The sequence below is a fragment of the Qipengyuania flavescens genome (assembly GCF_029688735.1).
Taxonomy (GTDB): Bacteria; Pseudomonadota; Alphaproteobacteria; order Sphingomonadales; family Sphingomonadaceae; genus Qipengyuania.
Map to the genome: position 1 here is coordinate 731267 of NZ_JARULD010000001.1, position 17349 is coordinate 748615.

19 protein-coding genes and 1 tRNA gene are annotated in these 17349 nt (G+C 64.4%); 13 read left to right on the plus strand and 7 right to left on the minus strand.

Annotation, left to right across the window (positions count from 1 at the left end):
• Nucleotides 1–34 precede the first annotated feature (34 nt).
• Nucleotides 35–1585 carry an acyl-CoA carboxylase subunit beta gene (locus P8R33_RS03570; protein ID WP_278327612.1) on the plus strand — a complete coding sequence of 517 codons (1551 nt, stop codon included), beginning with the start codon at nucleotides 35–37 and terminating at the stop codon, nucleotides 1583–1585.
• On the opposite strand, the gene P8R33_RS03575 is transcribed toward P8R33_RS03570, so the two are convergent.
• Complete coding sequence (locus P8R33_RS03575; protein ID WP_278327930.1) at nucleotides 1582–2847, minus strand: multidrug effflux MFS transporter; 1266 nt, start codon at nucleotides 2845–2847, stop codon at nucleotides 1582–1584. The genes P8R33_RS03570 and P8R33_RS03575 overlap by 4 nt on opposite strands.
• A 65-nt stretch (nucleotides 2848–2912) precedes the next feature.
• On the opposite strand from P8R33_RS03575, the gene dinB reads away from it, so the two are divergent.
• Entirely contained in the window at nucleotides 2913–4040 is a 1128-nt protein-coding gene (dinB, locus tag P8R33_RS03580) for a DNA polymerase IV (protein ID WP_278327613.1), read from the plus strand.
• Here the strand turns inward: dinB and P8R33_RS03585 are convergent.
• The 4 genes from P8R33_RS03585 to P8R33_RS03600 all read right to left on the minus strand — a co-directional run bounded on the left by P8R33_RS03585 (nucleotide 4037) and on the right by P8R33_RS03600 (nucleotide 6300).
• Nucleotides 4037–4507 (minus strand): NUDIX domain-containing protein, encoded by a 471-nt coding sequence (locus tag P8R33_RS03585; protein WP_278327614.1) that lies wholly within the window; start codon nucleotides 4505–4507, stop codon nucleotides 4037–4039. The two genes, dinB and P8R33_RS03585, sit on opposite strands and share 4 nt — an antisense overlap.
• Nucleotides 4495–5115, minus strand: a complete 621-nt coding sequence (locus P8R33_RS03590) for a 6-phosphogluconolactonase (protein ID WP_278327615.1) — start codon at nucleotides 5113–5115, stop codon at nucleotides 4495–4497. Before P8R33_RS03590 ends, P8R33_RS03585 begins: the two co-directional genes overlap by 13 nt.
• A 72-nt stretch (nucleotides 5116–5187) precedes the next feature.
• The gene (locus tag P8R33_RS03595) at nucleotides 5188–5649 is read right to left on the minus strand and encodes a Dps family protein (protein ID WP_278327616.1); all 462 of its coding nucleotides are present in this window, start codon (nucleotides 5647–5649) and stop codon (nucleotides 5188–5190) included.
• A gap of 90 nt (nucleotides 5650–5739) precedes the next feature.
• Nucleotides 5740–6300, minus strand: a complete 561-nt coding sequence (locus P8R33_RS03600) for a TMEM165/GDT1 family protein (protein ID WP_278327617.1) — start codon at nucleotides 6298–6300, stop codon at nucleotides 5740–5742.
• 79 nt (nucleotides 6301–6379) lie between these two features.
• Here P8R33_RS03600 and P8R33_RS03605 point away from each other — a divergent pair, with 79 nt between their 5' ends.
• Both P8R33_RS03605 and P8R33_RS03610 read left to right on the plus strand, forming a co-directional pair.
• Entirely contained in the window at nucleotides 6380–7174 is a 795-nt protein-coding gene (locus P8R33_RS03605; RefSeq protein ID WP_278327618.1) for an SDR family oxidoreductase, read from the plus strand.
• Nucleotides 7171–8250, plus strand: a complete 1080-nt coding sequence (locus P8R33_RS03610) for a PLP-dependent cysteine synthase family protein (protein WP_278327619.1) — start codon at nucleotides 7171–7173, stop codon at nucleotides 8248–8250. Before P8R33_RS03605 ends, P8R33_RS03610 begins: the two co-directional genes overlap by 4 nt.
• Nucleotide 8251: 1 nt before the next feature.
• Here P8R33_RS03610 and P8R33_RS03615 read toward each other — a convergent pair.
• A tRNA-Gly gene (locus tag P8R33_RS03615) sits at nucleotides 8252–8325 on the minus strand.
• A gap of 158 nt (nucleotides 8326–8483) precedes the next feature.
• Here P8R33_RS03615 and P8R33_RS03620 point away from each other — a divergent pair.
• From P8R33_RS03620 to mmsB, 9 genes are all read left to right on the plus strand, one after another.
• A complete protein-coding gene (locus tag P8R33_RS03620; RefSeq protein ID WP_278327620.1) occupies nucleotides 8484–9698 on the plus strand; it encodes a DUF819 family protein in 1215 nt (404 codons plus the stop codon).
• Nucleotides 9699–9787: 89 nt separating this feature from the next.
• Complete coding sequence (locus tag P8R33_RS03625) at nucleotides 9788–11281, plus strand: CoA-acylating methylmalonate-semialdehyde dehydrogenase (RefSeq protein ID WP_278327621.1); 1494 nt, start codon at nucleotides 9788–9790, stop codon at nucleotides 11279–11281.
• Nucleotides 11282–11284: 3 nt separating this feature from the next.
• Nucleotides 11285–11752, plus strand: a complete 468-nt coding sequence (locus P8R33_RS03630) for a hypothetical protein (RefSeq protein WP_278327622.1) — start codon at nucleotides 11285–11287, stop codon at nucleotides 11750–11752.
• A gap of 10 nt (nucleotides 11753–11762) precedes the next feature.
• Nucleotides 11763–12065 carry an I78 family peptidase inhibitor gene (locus tag P8R33_RS03635; protein WP_278327623.1) on the plus strand — a complete coding sequence of 101 codons (303 nt, stop codon included), beginning with the start codon at nucleotides 11763–11765 and terminating at the stop codon, nucleotides 12063–12065.
• On the plus strand, nucleotides 12062–12451 hold the full coding sequence (locus P8R33_RS03640; RefSeq protein WP_278327624.1) for a RidA family protein: 390 nt from the start codon (nucleotides 12062–12064) through the stop codon (nucleotides 12449–12451). The genes P8R33_RS03635 and P8R33_RS03640 overlap by 4 nt, the downstream gene beginning before the upstream one ends.
• 49 nt (nucleotides 12452–12500) lie before the next feature.
• Nucleotides 12501–13646, plus strand: coding sequence for an acyl-CoA dehydrogenase family protein (locus P8R33_RS03645; protein ID WP_278327625.1), 1146 nt, complete (start codon nucleotides 12501–12503; stop codon nucleotides 13644–13646).
• A gap of 11 nt (nucleotides 13647–13657) precedes the next feature.
• Nucleotides 13658–14704 carry an enoyl-CoA hydratase/isomerase family protein gene (locus P8R33_RS03650; RefSeq protein ID WP_278327626.1) on the plus strand — a complete coding sequence of 349 codons (1047 nt, stop codon included), beginning with the start codon at nucleotides 13658–13660 and terminating at the stop codon, nucleotides 14702–14704.
• Nucleotides 14701–15483: an enoyl-CoA hydratase-related protein gene (locus tag P8R33_RS03655; RefSeq protein ID WP_278327627.1), complete on the plus strand. Its 783-nt coding sequence runs from the start codon at nucleotides 14701–14703 to the stop codon at nucleotides 15481–15483. The genes P8R33_RS03650 and P8R33_RS03655 overlap by 4 nt, the downstream gene beginning before the upstream one ends.
• 275 nt (nucleotides 15484–15758) lie before the next feature.
• The gene (gene mmsB / locus P8R33_RS03660) at nucleotides 15759–16625 is read left to right on the plus strand and encodes a 3-hydroxyisobutyrate dehydrogenase (RefSeq protein WP_278327628.1); all 867 of its coding nucleotides are present in this window, start codon (nucleotides 15759–15761) and stop codon (nucleotides 16623–16625) included.
• Here the strand turns inward: mmsB and P8R33_RS03665 are convergent.
• Nucleotides 16612–17334: an Nmad3 family putative nucleotide modification protein gene (locus tag P8R33_RS03665; RefSeq protein WP_278327629.1), complete on the minus strand. Its 723-nt coding sequence runs from the start codon at nucleotides 17332–17334 to the stop codon at nucleotides 16612–16614. The two genes, mmsB and P8R33_RS03665, sit on opposite strands and share 14 nt — an antisense overlap.
• Nucleotides 17335–17349: the final 15 nt, after the last annotated feature.

The window sequence follows — 17349 nt, forward strand, 5'->3', positions numbered from 1 at the left end:
TAACCCCCTCCCCTGAAGGGGAGTGGGAACAGGCATGACCTGGCAGCGTGAACTCGAAGAACTGCGCCAGCGCGTAGCCCTTGCCGAGCAGATGGGCGGCGCGGACAAGGTTGCGCGCCAGCACGGGCGCGGGAAGATGGATGCGCGCGCCCGGCTCGCCGCGTTGGTCGACGACGGGTCTTTCCGCGAAATCGGCAAGATCGCGGGCAAGGGCTCCTATGACGCGGACGGCAATCTCGAGTCCCTCCTCCCCGCGCCGTTCCTGTTCGGCAAGGCCACGATCAACGGCCGCCCCGTGGTCGCCACGGCGGACGATTTCACCATTCGCGGCGGCGCGGCGGATGCCGGGATCAGCCGCAAGATGGTACAGGCGGAGAAGATGGCGCATGAGCTCAAGCTCCCCATCGTCCGCATGATCGATGGCACCGGCGGCGGCGGATCGGTCAAGACGCTGGAGCAGATTGGCGCGACATACATTCCCGCCGTGCCCGGCTGGTCGGACGTGGTGAAAAACCTCGATACCGTGCCGGTCGTCGCGCTAGCGCTCGGCCCGACGGCAGGTCTGGGTGCGGCACGGATCGTCGCCAGCCATTATTCGATCATGGTCAAGGGCCTCAGCCAGATCTTCGCCGCCGGACCGGCGGTGGTCGATGGCCTCGGCGATAGCTACAAGGGCTCGGACGATCACCAGCAGGCCAAGGAAGATCTCGGCGGCAGCGGCATCCACACGCGCAACGGCGTGGTCGACGACGAGGTCGCCAGCGAAGCGGAGGCCTTCGCCCGCGCGCGGCATTTCCTCAGCTTCATGCCCGAGCATGTCGGCCAGCTCGCCCGCCGCACGGAATGCCGCGATCCAATCGACCGACGCGAGGATGCGCTGCTCTCCCTCGTCCCGCGCGAGGACAAGCAGGTCTATTCCATGCGCCGCTGCATGGAGATGGTGTTCGACCAGGGAACCGTGTTCGAGATCGGCAAGATGTGGGGCCGCGCCTGCATCACCGCGCTTGCCCGACTAGACGGCTGGCCGGTGGCGGTGCTCGCCAGCGACCCGAGCTATCTCGGCGGCAGCTGGGATGCCAAAACCAGCGAGAAGGTCGAGCGGTTCGTAAAGCTCGCCGACCGGTTCCGCCTGCCGATCGTCCACCTGGTCGACAATCCCGGCTTCATGATCGGGCGCGAGGCGGAGATGGCGGGCACGATCCGTTACGGCGTGCAGGCGATGAATGCGGTCTACAAGGCCACCGTCCCGCTCGCCAGCGTGGTACTGCGCCGCGCCTATGGCATCGCCGGCAGCGCGATGAGCAATGCGGAGACCTATCAATACCGTTTCTGCTGGCCGAGCGGCGACTGGGGCAGCCTGCCGATCGCAGGCGGGCTGGAAGTCGCCTACAAGTCCGACCTCGAAGCGGCCGAGGACCCGGAGGCAGAACTCGCCGCGATCCGCGAGCGGCTGGACAAGGTCACCAGCCCGTTCCGCAGTGCGGAGCGCTTCAATGTCGAGGACATCATCGACCCGCGCGACACGCGGCCCTTGCTGTGCGAATTTGCGGATCTTGCCTGGCGCAGGCTTCGCGCAGAGGCTTAGTCCGTCTCCGGCTCCGGCGGACCGAACAAGGCGCCGCGCTCGCTGAACAGAACGAACACCAAACTCAGCACCGCGGTGCACAGCAATGCCAGCGCCAGCGGTCGGGCCGTGCCGTCGTAGGCATAACCGATGAACGCACCGAGCAGCGCGCCGCTGGTCATCCGCAGGAACCCCTGCGCCGAGCTGGCCGCGCCGGCGATATGCTTGAAAGGTTGCAGCGCGATACTGCCGAAATTGGCCCCGATGAAGCCGAGCAGGCTCATGTTGGCGGCCATGAGCGGCACGAAGGTCCACAAGCTTTCGTCCGGCTGATTGGCGAAATAGAGCTGGGCCGCCGCCACTGCGATGAAGGCGAACAGGGCCACGTGGCTGACACGCCTTGCGCCATACCGCTCCACGATGCGGCTGTTCGACCAGTTCGCGATCGCCATGCAACCGGCACAGATCGCGAAGATCAGCGGGAAGCGGTCGCCCGCGCCGAAGGCTTCGCCGATCAGCTGCTGGCTGGAATTGATGAAACCGAACAATCCGCCGAACACCAGCGCGCTGCCGAGCGTGTAGCCGATCGTCTCGCGCAGGGTGACGGCCGTGCGCATATTGCGCGCGATCACCGGTATGCGGATTTCCTGCTTGTCGTCCTCGTGCAGCGTTTCCGGCAGGCGGGTGTAGACCCACAGGCTCATCACGCAGCCCGCCACGGCCATGGCTGCGAAGATCCAGCGCCAGTCGCCGAATGCCAGCAGCACGGCCTGCCCGATGCTGGGCGCGACGGCGGGCACGAGCAGGAAAATAACGAAGATCAGGCTCATCATGCGCGCCATCTTGTCGCCGCCCACGCGGTCGCGGATGATGGCAGGCGGCAGGGCGATGATGCCGGCGGCGAAGAAGCCCTGCGCCGCCCTCAACCCCACGAGCATGTCGAATGTCGTCGCCAGCGCGCAGGCGACCGACAGCACGATGTAGAAGAACAGGCCGGTGAAGAGCACGGGCCTGCGCCCATACCGATCTGCAAAAGCACCCGGCACCAGCGTTCCGATCCCGGCGGCGAGCAGATAGGCGCCGACCACGAACTGTCGGTCGTTACCCTGCGCCCCGAGATCGCTCGCCACCGCGTCCAGCGCGGGCAGGATCGCGTCGATCCCGAAGGCGTTGAGCGCCATCAGCAGCGCCATCATCCAGATCAGCTCGCGCTCGCCGATGCGCGGGCGCGTCGCCGCTGCGGCCGAAGGGCGTTCGCCCGAAGCTAGCTGATCGTTTCGCATCTGCACAAAATGGCAGGTGGCTCACAAGGTTCCGCTTTGCAACCCACTGCCCTATCTATTCCTGCATGAGCGATGGCGAAAAACGCACGGGTGACGAGGAGGGAGGCGAGGCCGACGGCCTGCGCAAGATCATCCATGTCGACATGGATGCGTTTTTCGCCAGCGTCGAACAGCGCGACAATCCGGACCTGCGCGGCAAGCCGGTCGCCGTGGGCGGGTCGAGCGGGCGCGGAGTCGTCGCGGCAGCCAGCTACGAAGCGCGCAAGTTCGGCGTGCGCAGCGCTATGCCCTCGGTGACGGCCAAGCGGAAATGCCCGGAGCTGATCTTCGTCAAGAGCCGCTTCGACGCCTATCGCGAAGTCAGCCAACAGATCCGTGCGATCTTTCGCCACCACACCGACCTTGTCGAGCCGCTGAGCCTGGATGAGGCCTATCTCGACGTCACCGAGGACAAGCTCGGCATCGGCAGCGCCACCCGCATCGCGGAGCTCATCCGGCAGGAAATCCGCGCCAAGACGCGCCTTACCGCCAGTGCGGGGGTGAGCTACAATAAGTTCCTCGCCAAAATCGCCAGCGACCAGAACAAGCCCGACGGGCTGTGCGTCATCCGCCCCGGCGAAGGCGCGGAGTTCGTGAGCACGCTACCGATCCGGCGATTCCACGGTGTCGGCCCGAAGGGCGCGGAGAAGATGGCGCGGCTCGGTATCGAAACCGGCGGCGATCTCGCGGCCAAGGACATCGAATGGCTGCGCGCGCATTTCGGCAGCTTCGCCGATTATCTTTACCGCGCGGCCCGCGGGATCGATCTCAGGCCCGTACGTTCCAGCCGCATCCGCAAATCCGTCGGAGGAGAACGCACTTTCAGCCGCGACCTCTCCTCAGGCAGCGAGCTGCGCGAGACGATGGAGGAGATCATCGACATCGTGTGGGGCTATATCGAGCGGGCCGAAGCGAAGGGTCGCACGGTGACGCTCAAGATGAAATACAACGACTTCACGATCTTCAGCCGGGCAAAGACCGTGGATACGCCGATCACCGACCGGGAAAGTTTTGCCGGTATCGGCCGCGCACTGCTGGAAGAGGTCCTGCCCCTCCCCATGCCGATCCGCCTGATGGGCCTGACGCTGTCGAAGCTGGAAAGCAATGGCGAGGCCGAGAAGCCCCGCCCGGACGCCCAGCTCAGTCTGCTCTAGCTGCGGCGCTTGGTATAGACCTCCAGCCGCCGCCTTGCGCTGGGGGCCAGCGGCTCTGGCAGCGAATGGGTCGGGAAAAAGCGCGCCTCCACCACTTCGCGGCCGTCAGGCTTGGGCATGTCGTCGACCAAGCCGGTGAAGACATGCGCCATGTGCGGGGCGCCGGACAGCGTTTCATGCACCTCGCCAAGCGGTTTGAGGCCATCGATCTCGCAGCCGGTTTCCTCGCGCAGTTCTCGCCGGGCGGCATCTGCGGGGGCCTCGCCTCGCTTGAGTCCGCCGCCAGGGATGTACCAGCCCGGCGGACCGTAACTATGCCGCACGAGCAGCACCTGCCCTTCCAGATCGCGGGCAATCACGCAGACACCAGGCGGCGTCACGCCGCGCCATTTGCGCCAGTGATGCCGCATCTTGTGAGCGACACGCATGGCTTGGCGAACCAGCGGCGCGGGGATCAGACGAAGCATGTCACCTGTTGCTTAGCCGCGCCGAGCAGGCGTGCAATCGGCAAATCGTTCTCTTCCGCCGCCGCCGCATCGAACACCGCACGCTTTTCCTGCCCGCGCATGACGAAAACGAGCGCGTCGCTGGCAAGCAGCGAGGGCATGGTCAGGCTGATGCGGTCGAAGGGGGCTTCCGGCGGAAGCGGATCGGGCGTCAGCCGCAGGATCGGCCGCGGATCGTCGACCTTGGGATCGGTATTGGGGAAGAGCGAGGCGATGTGCCCGTCCGCGCCCATCCCCAGCCACGCGAGATCGAAATGGGGCACGGCCTCCATCACCGTCAACGTGACGACCTCGGCCCCCGCAGGCTCGAACAGGGCACGCAGCTTGCCGGTATTCGACGCCTCGTGATCTTCCGGCACGATCCTGTCGTCGCCGGGCCACACGACGAGTCGCGACCAGTCGAGGTCGTCCTGGAGCAGCTTTTCCATGATGGGAAAGGGCGTCGAGCCGCCGGGGACAGTGATGGTAACCGGCCCTTCGCTCTTCTCCATCCGCGTGCCGATTTCGCGCACGAACCAAGCGGCAATCGCCGCATCGTCCGCATTTTCGATCAATGTAATGTCAGCCATGCCCTCTGATACACGAAGGCCGCCCGCACCCAAGGGTGAAGGCGGCCGCTCATGTCACGAATAGCTATTCGCTTATTTGGACGTCTGGTTGAGAAACCAGATCCGCTCCTCGCACTGGTCGATCCAGTCGTCCACGATACCGCTGGTGGCGTTGTCGCCGACCTCTTCGGCCGCTTCCTTCACTTCGCCGAGGCGCTTGTGGAGCAGGCGGTTATCGTCGCGCAATTCCGCGACCATGGCATCGGCGGTGAGAGTGACGTCGTCCTGGTCCTTGATGCGAGTCTCGGACTGCACCATGCCGATCGAGGTTAGCGTGTACTCGTCGTTCTTGCGCACGCGTTCGCCGAGGTCGTCGACAGTGCCGATCAGCTGGGCGGCCTGTTCGTCGAACAGGACGTGGAGGTCGCGAAAACGCGGCCCCGCAACATGCCAGTGGAAGTTCTTCGTCTTGAAATAGAGCGCCATCGTATCCGCCAGCGCGCCATTGAGCGCAGTGACGAGTCCGACTTTTGCGTTGTCGCCGAGTTCGGCCATATCGAATTTCCCTTTTGTCTTCGGATTACGTATTTTCAACCGACAGCCGATCAATCGGTTTCCATGACCTTCCTTGAGATTGTGATCGATCTAGCCGATCAAGCCGCGTGCTGTCAGGCCGAGCCAGATTGCGAGCAGGAACAGCACGGCACCAAGGCACAGGCGCACGGCTCGCAATGGGAGGTGCTCCAGCCTGTCGCCCAGAAACCAACCGAGGCAGACCGCTGCCGAGCCCCCGATTGCGCCGCCGATGCCCGCCAGCATCGGCGATGCGAGCGCGGCCGCGAAGGCTGCGATCAGGAAGCGCGAGGCATCGGTCAGCTGCCTCAGGAACAGCACGATCCCGATGGCGCCGAGCGAGCGCGTTGGTTCTTGTGGCATGCGAGCGCGATTGGGCCAGGCACACTCGACCGCGGCCAGCAGCATGGCGATTGCGACGAACATGGTCGCCGCATCGCTCGAAAGCTGCCCGGCAAGTGTGCTCCCGAACCACGCGGCGATGAACGCCGTGGCGATGGCCATCGCCACGGCCATCAACAGCAATGCATACGAGGCTCCTAATCGCTCGCGCAGATGCGCGACGAGCAGCTGGTCGCGCGATCCCGTCGCCGCGAGAAAGCTCGCCACCATTGCGAACAGGAAGGATGTCATCTGCGATCGCCCCTTTGGCTTTGCCGTGCGCCCGTGCGATAGCACGCTTGGCTTTCAGGCAAAGGGTGAGGAGCAGGCAATGGAACTCAAGGCAGGTATGGCAGCAGTCGTCACGGGCGGGGCGTCGGGCCTCGGCAAGGCCAGCGCGCAGGCACTGGCAGATGCGGGCCTCAAGGTGACGATTTTCGACATCGACGAAGATGGCGGCAAGGCGCATGCAGAGGCCATCGGCGGCACATTCGCCAGAGTCGACATCACCGACGAGCAGTCGGTGGTCGACGGCTTCGCAGCAGCACGGGCTGCCCACGGGCAGGAACGCGTGACGGTCCATTGCGCGATGACCAGTCGGCGCGGCAAGACGCTCGGCTGGGACAAGGAAAACGGGCGCTACAAGCGGCTCGCGACCGAGGATTATGCCTTCGGAGCCGAGGGCATTCTCGTCTCTTCCTATCGCATTGCCAGCCTGTCCGCGCTCGGCATGGCGAACTCCGACCCGCTGAACGAGGATGGAGAGCGCGGCTGCGTCACGCTGACCGCCAGCGTGGCGGCGCAGGACGGGCAGATCGGCCAGGTGATCTACGGCAGCTGCAAGGCCGGGGTGAACGGCCTCGTCCTGCCGATGGCGCGCGATCTGATGGACATCGGCATCCGAGTGAATTCGGTGATGCCCGGCATATTCGCGACGCCGCTGATGCTGGGCATGAAGGACCGCAATCCGCAAATGTGGGACCAGCTCAACGCCAGCGTCCCCTTCCCCAAGCGGCTCGGGCATCCTGGGGAATTCGCCTCGCTGATCCTGGAGATCGCGCGCAACAGCTACATCAACGGTCACCAGTTCCGGCTGGACGGAGCGATCCGGATGCCTCCCAAGTGACGGGAAAACCGCGAGCGAACGATCGCGGCTGGGTGAACTGGGCGATCGGGCGGATCGAGGCGGATTTCACGCGCTCGGCCGACACGCATCTCATACCCCTGCCCGTCCCCGCACTGCCGGACATCGCGATCTATCTGAAGGACGAGTCCAGCCACCCGACCGGCAGCCTCAAGCACCGGCTGGCCCGCTCGCTGTTCCTCTATGGCCTGTGCAATGGCTGGATCTGCGAAGGCACACCGGTGATCGAAGCGTCGAGCGGATCGACTGCGGTTTCCGAAGCGTATTTCGCCCGCATGCTGGGCCTGCGCTTCATCGCTGTGGTTCCGCGCTCGACTGCAAAGCCGAAGATCGAGGCGATCCAGTTCCACGGCGGCGAATGTCATTTCGTCGATGCGCCGGGCGAGATGTATGCCGCCGCCCAAGCGCTCGCCGATGATCTCGGTGGCCACTATATCGACCAGTTCACCTTCGCCGAGCGGGCTACCGACTGGCGGGCGAACAACAACATCGCCGAATCGATCTTCGCACAGATGGCGCGCGAACCGCATCCGGTGCCGCGCTGGATCGTCTGCGGGGCCGGAACAGGCGGAACATCGGCCACCATCGGCCGCTTCGCCCGCTACAACCGGCACGATACGAAAGTCTGCGTCGCCGATCCCGAAGGCTCGGTCTTCCACCGCCACTGGGCCGACCGGTCGGTTACCAGGGTCGAGCATCCCTCCGGTTGCATCGAGGGGATCGGCCGCCAGCGGGTCGAGCCGAGCTTCCTGCCCGACGTGATCGACAGGATGGAAGCGGTGCCCGACGCCTGCTCGATTGCCGCCGCGCATGAAGTCAGCGACCGGCTCGGCCGTCGCTGCGGCGGATCGACCGGCACGAATGTATGGGCCTGCGCCATGATCGCCGCCGAAATGGCTGCGCGAGGCGAGGCAGGCTCAATCGTCTCGATCCTGTGCGACGACGGCGCGCGCTATGCCGACACGATCTTCGAAGACGGCTGGCTCGATGCGAAGGGTCTTAGCGTGACAGAACCGCGCGAGCGGATCGGGGGGTTCTTCGATAAAGGCGACTTCTGAGTGGAGCGGGTGAAGGGAATCGAACCCTCGTCGTCAGCTTGGGAAGCTGCTGCTCTACCATTAAGCTACACCCGCGCGCCGAACGGCGGCATTTGCCGCAGCGTGGAGACAAGGTCAACGCGAGAAACGCGTTCCTCGTAGCGATGTGGAGCTTGAGGACCAACACCTTGGCGTGCGCAGACGGAAGACGCTAGGCAGGCGCGCAAGATAACAGACGGGACACCACACGCATCATGATCAGCGACGATCGCATCATCCTTGGCCTGCTGGGCGCCTTGCTCGCCTTCGTTTTCGCAACGCGGGACCGGCCTGGCTGGCAGCGGTTCTACGTCTTCGTGCCGATCATTCTCGTCTGCTATCTCGTCCCGTCGCTATTCGTGACCACCGGGTTGATCGACACGAGCGAGAGCCAGCTGTGGCCGGTCGCGAAGGATTATTTCCTGCCCGCCGCGCTGTTTCTGATGACGCTGAGCATCGACATCAAGGGTATCCTCGGCCTCGGCAACAAGGCGATCATCATGTTCCTGACCGCCACGGTCGGGATCATCCTTGGCGGGCCGCTGGCGCTGTGGATCGTCGCGCAGTTCGAACCCTCGGTGATCGGATCGGGCGACACTGCGGCCTGGCGCGGACTGGCGACGCTGGCGGGCAGCTGGATCGGCGGCGGCGCGAACCAGACCGCGATGCTCGAAGTCTATGGCTATCCGCTGGAAGGCTTTGCCGCGCTGCTGGCGGTCGACATCATCGTGGCGGAAATCTGGATGATATTCCTGCTCTACGGGGCCGGAGCGACCGAAAGGGTCGACCGCTGGCTGGGTGCGGACAGTTCCTCCATCGCCAGACTGCGCGACAGCATGGCGGATTATTCCGAACGCATCGAGCGCGTGGCAAAGGCCAATGACTATGTGCTGCTCTTCGGCGCGACCATGGCCGTCGTCGGCGCGTCGCACCTGCTCGGCGGCTGGATCGGAGGCTGGTTTGCCAGCATGCAGGGGGAGGACGCGACACTCGCTAGCGAGTTCTTCTGGGTGGTCGTCATCTCCACCACCGCCGGCCTCGCCGCCAGCTTCACCCGCGCCCGCGAACTGGAGGGCATCGGCGCGAGCAAGTTCGGCGTGCTCTTCATCTTCCTGCTGGTGGCGATCATCGGCACGCGCATGGACGTGACCAAGATCATGGACGCCCCCGCATTCATGGCCATCGGCGCGATCTGGATGCTGTTCCACATCGTCCTGCTGCTGGTGGTGGCCAAGATCATCAAGGCGCCGTTTTTCTTCGTCGCGGTCGGCAGCAAGGCCAATGTCGGCGGGGCGGCGAGCGCGCCGGTGGTGGCGGCCGCTTTTCATCCGGCCCTTGCCCCCGTCGGCGTGCTGCTCGCTGTCCTTGGCTATGCGTTGGGCACCTATGGCGCGATCCTGTGCGCACAGATGATGGCGGCGATCGGATAGCCGCAAGCGATGCCGGTTTCATTTGATACCGGTTGATTTCGCAACCTTGGCTTGCCAGAGCCGTTGGCACGAAAAGAGAGGAATCTTTCATGCGCCAAGTCGACCATTTGATCGCCGGGGATAGCCCCGCCGCCACTCGCAAGCACAAGATCTGGAACCCCTCGACGGGCGAGGTCCAGGCCGAAGTCGCGCTGGGTGATGCCGCGCTGCTGCAGAAGGCTGTCGATGCCGCGAAGAAGGTCCAACCCGAATGGGCGGCGACCAATCCGCAACGCCGCGCGCGGGTGATGTTCGAATTCAAGCAGCTGGTCGAGGCGAACAAGCAAGAGCTGGCCGAACTGCTCTCCAGCGAACACGGCAAGGTCGTGGAGGATGCGCATGGCGACGTGCAGCGCGGGCTCGAGGTGATCGAGTTCGCCTGCGGCATCCCGCAGGCGCTGAAGGGCGAGTACACGCAGGGCGCAGGTCCCGGCATCGACGTCTATTCTATGCGCCAGCCGCTGGGCATTGGTGCAGGCATCACCCCGTTCAACTTCCCCGCCATGATCCCGATGTGGATGTTCGGCATGGCGATTGCGGCTGGTAACGCCTTCATCCTGAAACCGTCGGAGCGCGATCCTTCCGTTCCGGTGCGGCTCGCCGAACTGTTCCTCGAAGCGGGCGCGCCCGAGGGGCTGCTGCAGGTCGTCCATGGCGACAAGGAAATGGTCGATGCAATCCTCGACCATTCCGATATTCCCGCGATCAGCTTTGTCGGCTCGTCGGACATCGCGCAGTATATCTACTCGCGCGGAACGGCGAACGCGAAGCGCGTGCAGGCCTTCGGCGGTGCGAAGAACCACGGCATCGTCATGCCGGACGCCGATCTCGACCAAGTGGTCAACGACCTTGCCGGTGCCGCATTCGGTTCGGCTGGCGAGCGCTGCATGGCGCTGCCCGTGGTGGTCCCCGTGGGCGAAGACACCGCCGACAAGCTGCGCGAGAAACTGATTCCCGCGATCAACGGCTTGCGTGTCGGCGTGTCGAACGACCCCGATGCGCATTACGGCCCCGTCGTCACGCCCGAGCACAAGGCGCGCGTCGAAGGCTGGATCGACACGGCCGAGAAGGAAGGCGCCGAAGTCGTCATCGACGGTCGCGGTTTCAGCCTGCAGGGCCATGAGGACGGCTTTTTCGTCGGCCCGACGCTGCTCGACCGCGTCACGCCGGACATGGAAAGCTACAAGGAAGAAATCTTCGGCCCCGTGCTCCAGATCGTGCGCGCGAAGGATTTCGAGGAAGCCGTGAAGCTCCCGAGCGAGCACCAGTACGGTAACGGCGTCGCCATCTTCACCCGCAACGGCCACGCGGCCCGCGAATTCGCGAACCGCGTGAATGTGGGCATGGTCGGCATCAACGTGCCGATCCCGGTACCGGTCAGCTACCACAGCTTCGGCGGCTGGAAGCGTAGCGGCTTCGGGGACATCGACCAATACGGCATGGAAGGCCTCAAGTTCTGGACCAAGGCCAAGAAGGTAACCCAGCGCTGGCCCGACGGCGGCGGCGACGGCAGCAACGCCTTCGTCATTCCGACGATGGGCTGATACATGACCCGCCTAGCCCTCGCATCGCTTGCCGTGTTCACGCTGCTCGCCTGTTCGCCCGGCCAGACCACGCCGGACGATCCCGCCCCGCAGCAGACCGCCATCCCGGTCGAGCCCGATGGCGGTATCGGCGACGGCGCACCGCCCTTGCCGGAGCTTATCGGCACGATCCCGCCACGCTTTCGCGGGGTGTGGGATTATGTCGAAGGAAGCTGCGCCCCGGCGTCCGACCTGCGGCTCGAGATCGGCGAGGACTCCATCACCTTCTATGAATCCGCGGGCCAGTTGACCGGTATCGAGGACAGCGGGACCGGGAGCGTGATCGTCACGCTCGCCATGGAAGGCGAAGGCGAAACGTGGGAAGATCGCCGCGAGCTGGTGCTTGAAGATGGCGGAGCGCGGCTGCTTGTCCTGGACCCGGCCGACTCGAGTGCCGGCCGCGATTTGCCGCGCAAGCGTTGCGATAATTGAGGAGGACGATATGCGTAGTCTGTTTTTAGGTGTTGTGGCGCTGCCTCTCGCCGCGTGCGCAGGAACATACGGAGAAGCAACGGGCTCGGCCCCGGCAAACGAAGCCGGCAGCGAATGCGATGCCCAGCCGGTCCAGTATCATATCGGGCACGAGGCGAGCACCGAGATGGGTGCCACCATACTGCGAGAGAGTGGCGCAAAAACGCTGCGCTGGGGCCCGCCGAACTCTGCGTGGACGATGGACTACCGGACCGATCGCGTGAACGTGCGCTATGACGAAAGCCGCGAGATCATCGAGATCACCTGCGGGTGAGCGGCCGTCGCCGAGCCTTCACCGGCTCTCCGTTCGAAGCGCAGTTCGGCTTCGCTCGCGCGGTCCGCGACGGCAACCGGATCATCGTTGCCGGCACCGGCCCGGTGGAAGACGACGGTTCGACCACGCAAGGCGGTGCCGCCGAACAGGCGGAGCGATGCTGCGCCCTGATCCTTCGCGCGATCGAGGAACTGGGCGGGTCGGCAAGCGACGTCATTCGCACGCGCATGTTCCTGACCGATCCGGCCGACCAGAACGCGGTGGGCGAGGTCCACGCCCGCTATTTCGGCGAGGCGCGACCCGCCGCAACAATGGTAGGCTGCGCATGGCTTTGCCGACCGGAATGGAAAGTCGAAATTGAGGCCGAGGCAATCGTTCGCGACTGACCGGCCTCGCCCCTTCCCTTGGCCCTGCCAGAGAGCTAGAGCGCACCGCATGATAGGACAATTCCAGCTTACCGACGATCAGCTGGCCATCCAGGAAATGGCCCAGCGTTTCACCGCCGACAACATCACGCCGCATGCGGGCGAGTGGGACGAGAAAAGCCACTTCCCGCGCGAGGTGATCAAGCAGACCGCCGAGCTCGGTTTCGGCGCGATCTACGTTTCGGAAGAGAGCGGCGGCATCGGCCTCGGCCGGCTCGAGGCGGCGCTGATCATGGAAGCCATGGCCTATGGCTGCCCGACCACCAGTGCCTTCATCTCGATCCACAATATGGCCAGCTGGATGATCGACCGCTTCGGCGGCGAAGGGGTGAAGGAAAAGTACCTTCCCGACCTCGTCACCATGGAGAAGATCGCCAGCTATTGCCTGACCGAACCGGGCAGCGGATCGGATGCCGCGGGCCTCAAGACCAGCGCTGTGCTGGACGGCGACCATTATGTGCTGAATGGGACCAAGCAGTTCATCTCCGGCGGCGGGGTGAACGATGTCTATGTCACCATGGTCCGCACCTCCGACCACAAGACCAAGGGCATCACCTGCCTCGTGATCGACAAGGACACGCCGGGCGTCAGCTTCGGCGCGCCGGAAAAGAAGCTCGGCTGGAATGCCAGCCCGACCGCGCAGGTCATCTTCGAGGATGCCCGCGTGCCGGTGGAGAACCGGGTCGGCGATGAAGGCGAGGGCTTCCGCTTCGCCATGATGGGGCTCGACGGTGGACGCCTCAACATCGGCGCCTGCTCGCTCGGCGGCGCGCAACGCTGCCTCGACGAGGCGGTGGCCTACACCAAGGATCGCCAGCAGTTCGACACGCCGATCGCGGAGTTCCAGAACACGCAATTCATGCTGGCCGACATGGCGACCGATCTGGAGGCCGCACGCGCCCTCCTCTACCTCGCTGCCGCCAAGGTCACAGATAACGCGCCGGACAAGTCACGCTTCTCGGCAATGGCCAAGCGGCTGGCGACCGACAATGGCAGCAAGGTCGTCAACGATGCTCTGCAGCTGTTCGGCGGATACGGCTATCTCAAGGACTATCCGATCGAACGCTTCTGGCGCGATCTGCGGGTCCACTCGATCCTCGAGGGCACCAACCAGGTCATGCGCATGATCGTGGGCCGGGACCTGTTGCGACAGTAAGCGAGTATTCGATGACCGACGAAGTAAACATCCACACCCACGGCCGCACCGGCCACATCTCGCTCAATCGGCCCAAGGCGCTGCATGCGCTGACGCTCGACATGTGCCACGCGATGAGCGCGGCACTGTCCGGGTGGGCCGATGACGACGAGATCGAGGCAGTCATTCTCGACCATGCCGAAGGTCGGGGGTTCTGCGCAGGCGGCGACATCAACCTGCTGCGCCATTCCGCGCTGAACGATGGCGGGAATAGCGGTCGCGAGTTCTTTCACGACGAATATCAGCTCAACCACCAGATGATGACCTATGAAAAGCCCATCGTGGCCTTCATGGACGGCATCACCATGGGTGGCGGCGTGGGCATTGCCCTGCCCTGCAAATATCGCGTCGCGACCGAGAACACGCGCTTCGCCATGCCCGAAACGGGGATCGGCCTGTTCCCCGATGTCGGCGGCGGCTGGCACCTCTCGCGGCTCGGCGGACGGCTCGGCCAGTTCCTGGCGCTGACCGGCGCGCGGCTCGACGGGGCCGAATGCCATTTCGCCGGGATCGCAACGCATTATATCCCTGCAGAGAAGCTGGCCGAGGCCAAGGCGCGGATTACCGAGCATCCCGGCCGCATTGCGGGCATCCTGTCCGAGCTGTCGGTTACGCCGCCCGAGCCCCGGATCGAGGCCAATTGCGAGCGGATCAACAGGCACTTCGCTTCCGACCGCTACGAGGACATCCTCGCGAGCCTGGAGGCCGATGATAGCGATTGGGCTGCCAAGGAGCTCGCCACGCTGCGCACCAAGAGCCCGCAAACCTGCAAGGTCGCGCTGCGCCAGCTGGCGGAAAGCGAAAAGCTGGATAGTTTCGCCGACAACATGCGGATGGAATATCGCATCGCATCGCGCGTCCTGACCCGCCCCGATTTTGCCGAGGGCGTGCGCGCGGTAATCGTCGACAAGACCAACGACCCCCACTGGGATCCGGCAACGCCCGAGGGCGTGAGCGAGGAACTGCTCGACAGCATCTTCGCCCCGCTTCCCGCCGATGAGGAATGGAAACCCCTATGAGCTACGAAACCATCACCGTCGAACAGCGGGATGCCGTCACGCTGATCACGCTCAACCGCCCCAAGGCGCTGAATGCGCTGAACAGCAAGGTGCTGGAAGAGCTGATCGACGCTTTCGCCGCCTATCAGGCAGACAGCAGCCAGCTCTGCGCAGTGCTCACCGGTTCGGGCGACAAGGCCTTTGCCGCGGGTGCCGACATCAAGGAAATGAGCGAGAAGGACGCGGCAGACTTCTATCTCGACGATTTCTTCGCGCCCTGGACCAGCGAGATCGTCAAGAAGACCCGCAAGCCGTGGATCGCAGCCGTGAACGGTTTCGCGCTGGGCGGCGGGTGCGAGCTCGCCATGATGGCGGACTTCATTATCGCTTCGGAAAACGCCAAGTTCGGCCAGCCAGAGATCAAGCTTGGTGTTGCCCCCGGCATGGGCGGATCGCAGCGCCTGACCAAGGCCATCGGCAAGTCGAAGGCCATGGAAATGTGCCTGACGGGCCGCATGATGGATGCCGAGGAAGCCGAGCGCAGCAACCTCGTCGCGCGCGTCGTGCCGCATGACAGCCTGCTGGACGAAGCGATGAAGACTGCAACACAGATCGCCTCCATGCCGCCAATGGCTGCGATTGCGAACAAGGAAATGGTCAACGCCGCCTTCGAGACCAGCCTCGACCAGGGCCTGATCATCGAGCGCCGCATCTTCCAGATCCTCACCGCGAGCGAGGACAAGCAGGAAGGCATGGCCGCCTTCGTCGAAAAGCGCGAGGGGAAGTGGAAGGGGCGTTGAGTTTGTGGGGACAGGTCTCGTCGCATTGGCAACGCTCCTTTTTGGCGCCGCTATCAGTGTTACTTTGACGAGAACGGGAAAGACAAACCTCATCGTAGCGACGTCGATTGGCCTTGTAGTGTCTATCAGCGTCAGCACGGCTTTAAGCCCGGTCTACCCTTGGGACAGCCCTCATCTTCCCGGAGCCTTGCTAAGGTTAACCCTATTCAATCTGCCATTCATTTTCGCTGCGGCTGCGTTGGGAAAGTGGATGAGAAGCTAAAGAGGAACGAGAAATGAAAATCACCTTCATCGGCCTTGGCAATATGGGCGGCGGAATGGCCGCGAACCTCGTTAAGGCGGGTCACGAGGTGAATGCCTTCGACCTCAGCGAAGAGGCGCTTGCTACCGCCAAGCAGAATGGCTGCGCAACTTTCACCGATGCGGGTGAAGCGGTGCAGGACGCCGAAGCGGTTGTGACCATGCTGCCCAATGGCGGGATCGTGAAGTCGGTCTATGAAAGCAGCGTGATCGGCAAGGCTCCGGCGGGCGCGGTCTTGCTCGACTGCTCGACCATCGATGTCGCCACCGCGAAGGAAGTCATCGCCGCGGCCGAAGCTGCCGGATACGACATGGTCGACGCGCCCGTCTCGGGCGGGATCGCGGCGGCTAACGGTGGAACGCTTACCTTCATGGTCGGCGGGACCGAGAAGGCATTCGGACGCGCCGAAGAGGTGCTGCAGGCGATGGGCAAAGCCGTCATCCACGCGGGCGATGCGGGTGCGGGCCAGACCGCCAAGATCTGCAACAACATGCTGCTCGCCATCTCGATGATCGGGACCGCCGAAGCGATGAAGATGGCCGAAAAGCTCGGCCTCGATCCGCAAAAATTCTACGAGATTTCCAGCCAGTCCTCGGGCTATTGCTGGTCGCTCAATGCTTACACCCCGATGCCCGGGGTTGGCGTCGAGAGCCCGGCGGACAATGATTACAAGGGCGGCTTCGCTACCGCGCTCATGCTCAAGGACCTGCGGCTGGCAATGGATGCGGCGCAGGATGTCGACGCCACTACCGTGCTCGGTGCGAAAGCGGCGGAGATTTACGAGAAGCTGGCCGAAGAGCACGGCGCGCTCGACTTCTCCTCGGTCATCACAACGCTCTGATCTCGGCGATTATCCGCGCCAGCCAGTCGCGCGGCTTGGTGCGTTTGCCGATATCGGCGACGAATTCCTGACCGCGTGCTACACTTCGCAGTCTGCCGCCACGCAGCCAGCGGTCGGCGCGGTCGTGGTAGCTGAGGCCGCCCTTGCGTAGCCAGTCAGGGCGGCCCCACAGGCTCGGTGGCCCTTCGGGCACGGTCAGCCGCAGGGCATCGCTGGCGCGATTGGCGAGGCTGCCGGGCCCGGCGTAGATCGTGTCGTTCTTGCCGTGCATCGCCAGCGCATGCGGGTGCCGGTGTTCGACGAGCCACTCCGGCACCCTCTCCGCCAGTGCGATCACCTCCTCGACCTCGAGATAGCCGAAGATGCGGTGATGCGGATCGCCGCCGTCGGCGCGGAACAGGCCGAAGAACAGGAAAACGTCGCCGACCCCGACCCCGCGATTGGCGAGATGCGTTTGCGCTGCGCCGACCTGGCCGAAGAGGCAAATGCCCTCTTCGGTGAACATCGGATCGTGATGGCAGAGGTCTTCGGCATCATGTTGGCCCCGGCTGGCCGCATGCGCCAAGTCTCCCAGCCCGAGATCGCCATAGCTCGTGCGCGAGGCTCGTCCCGCCGGGATCGGCAGGCTGATCGGCCGCCCATCGACGATCGGCGAAGGTCCCCCGCCCGATGCGCTGTCGAAGCCCTTGCGACTGAAGATAATCCGCATGGCGCACTCGCTGCC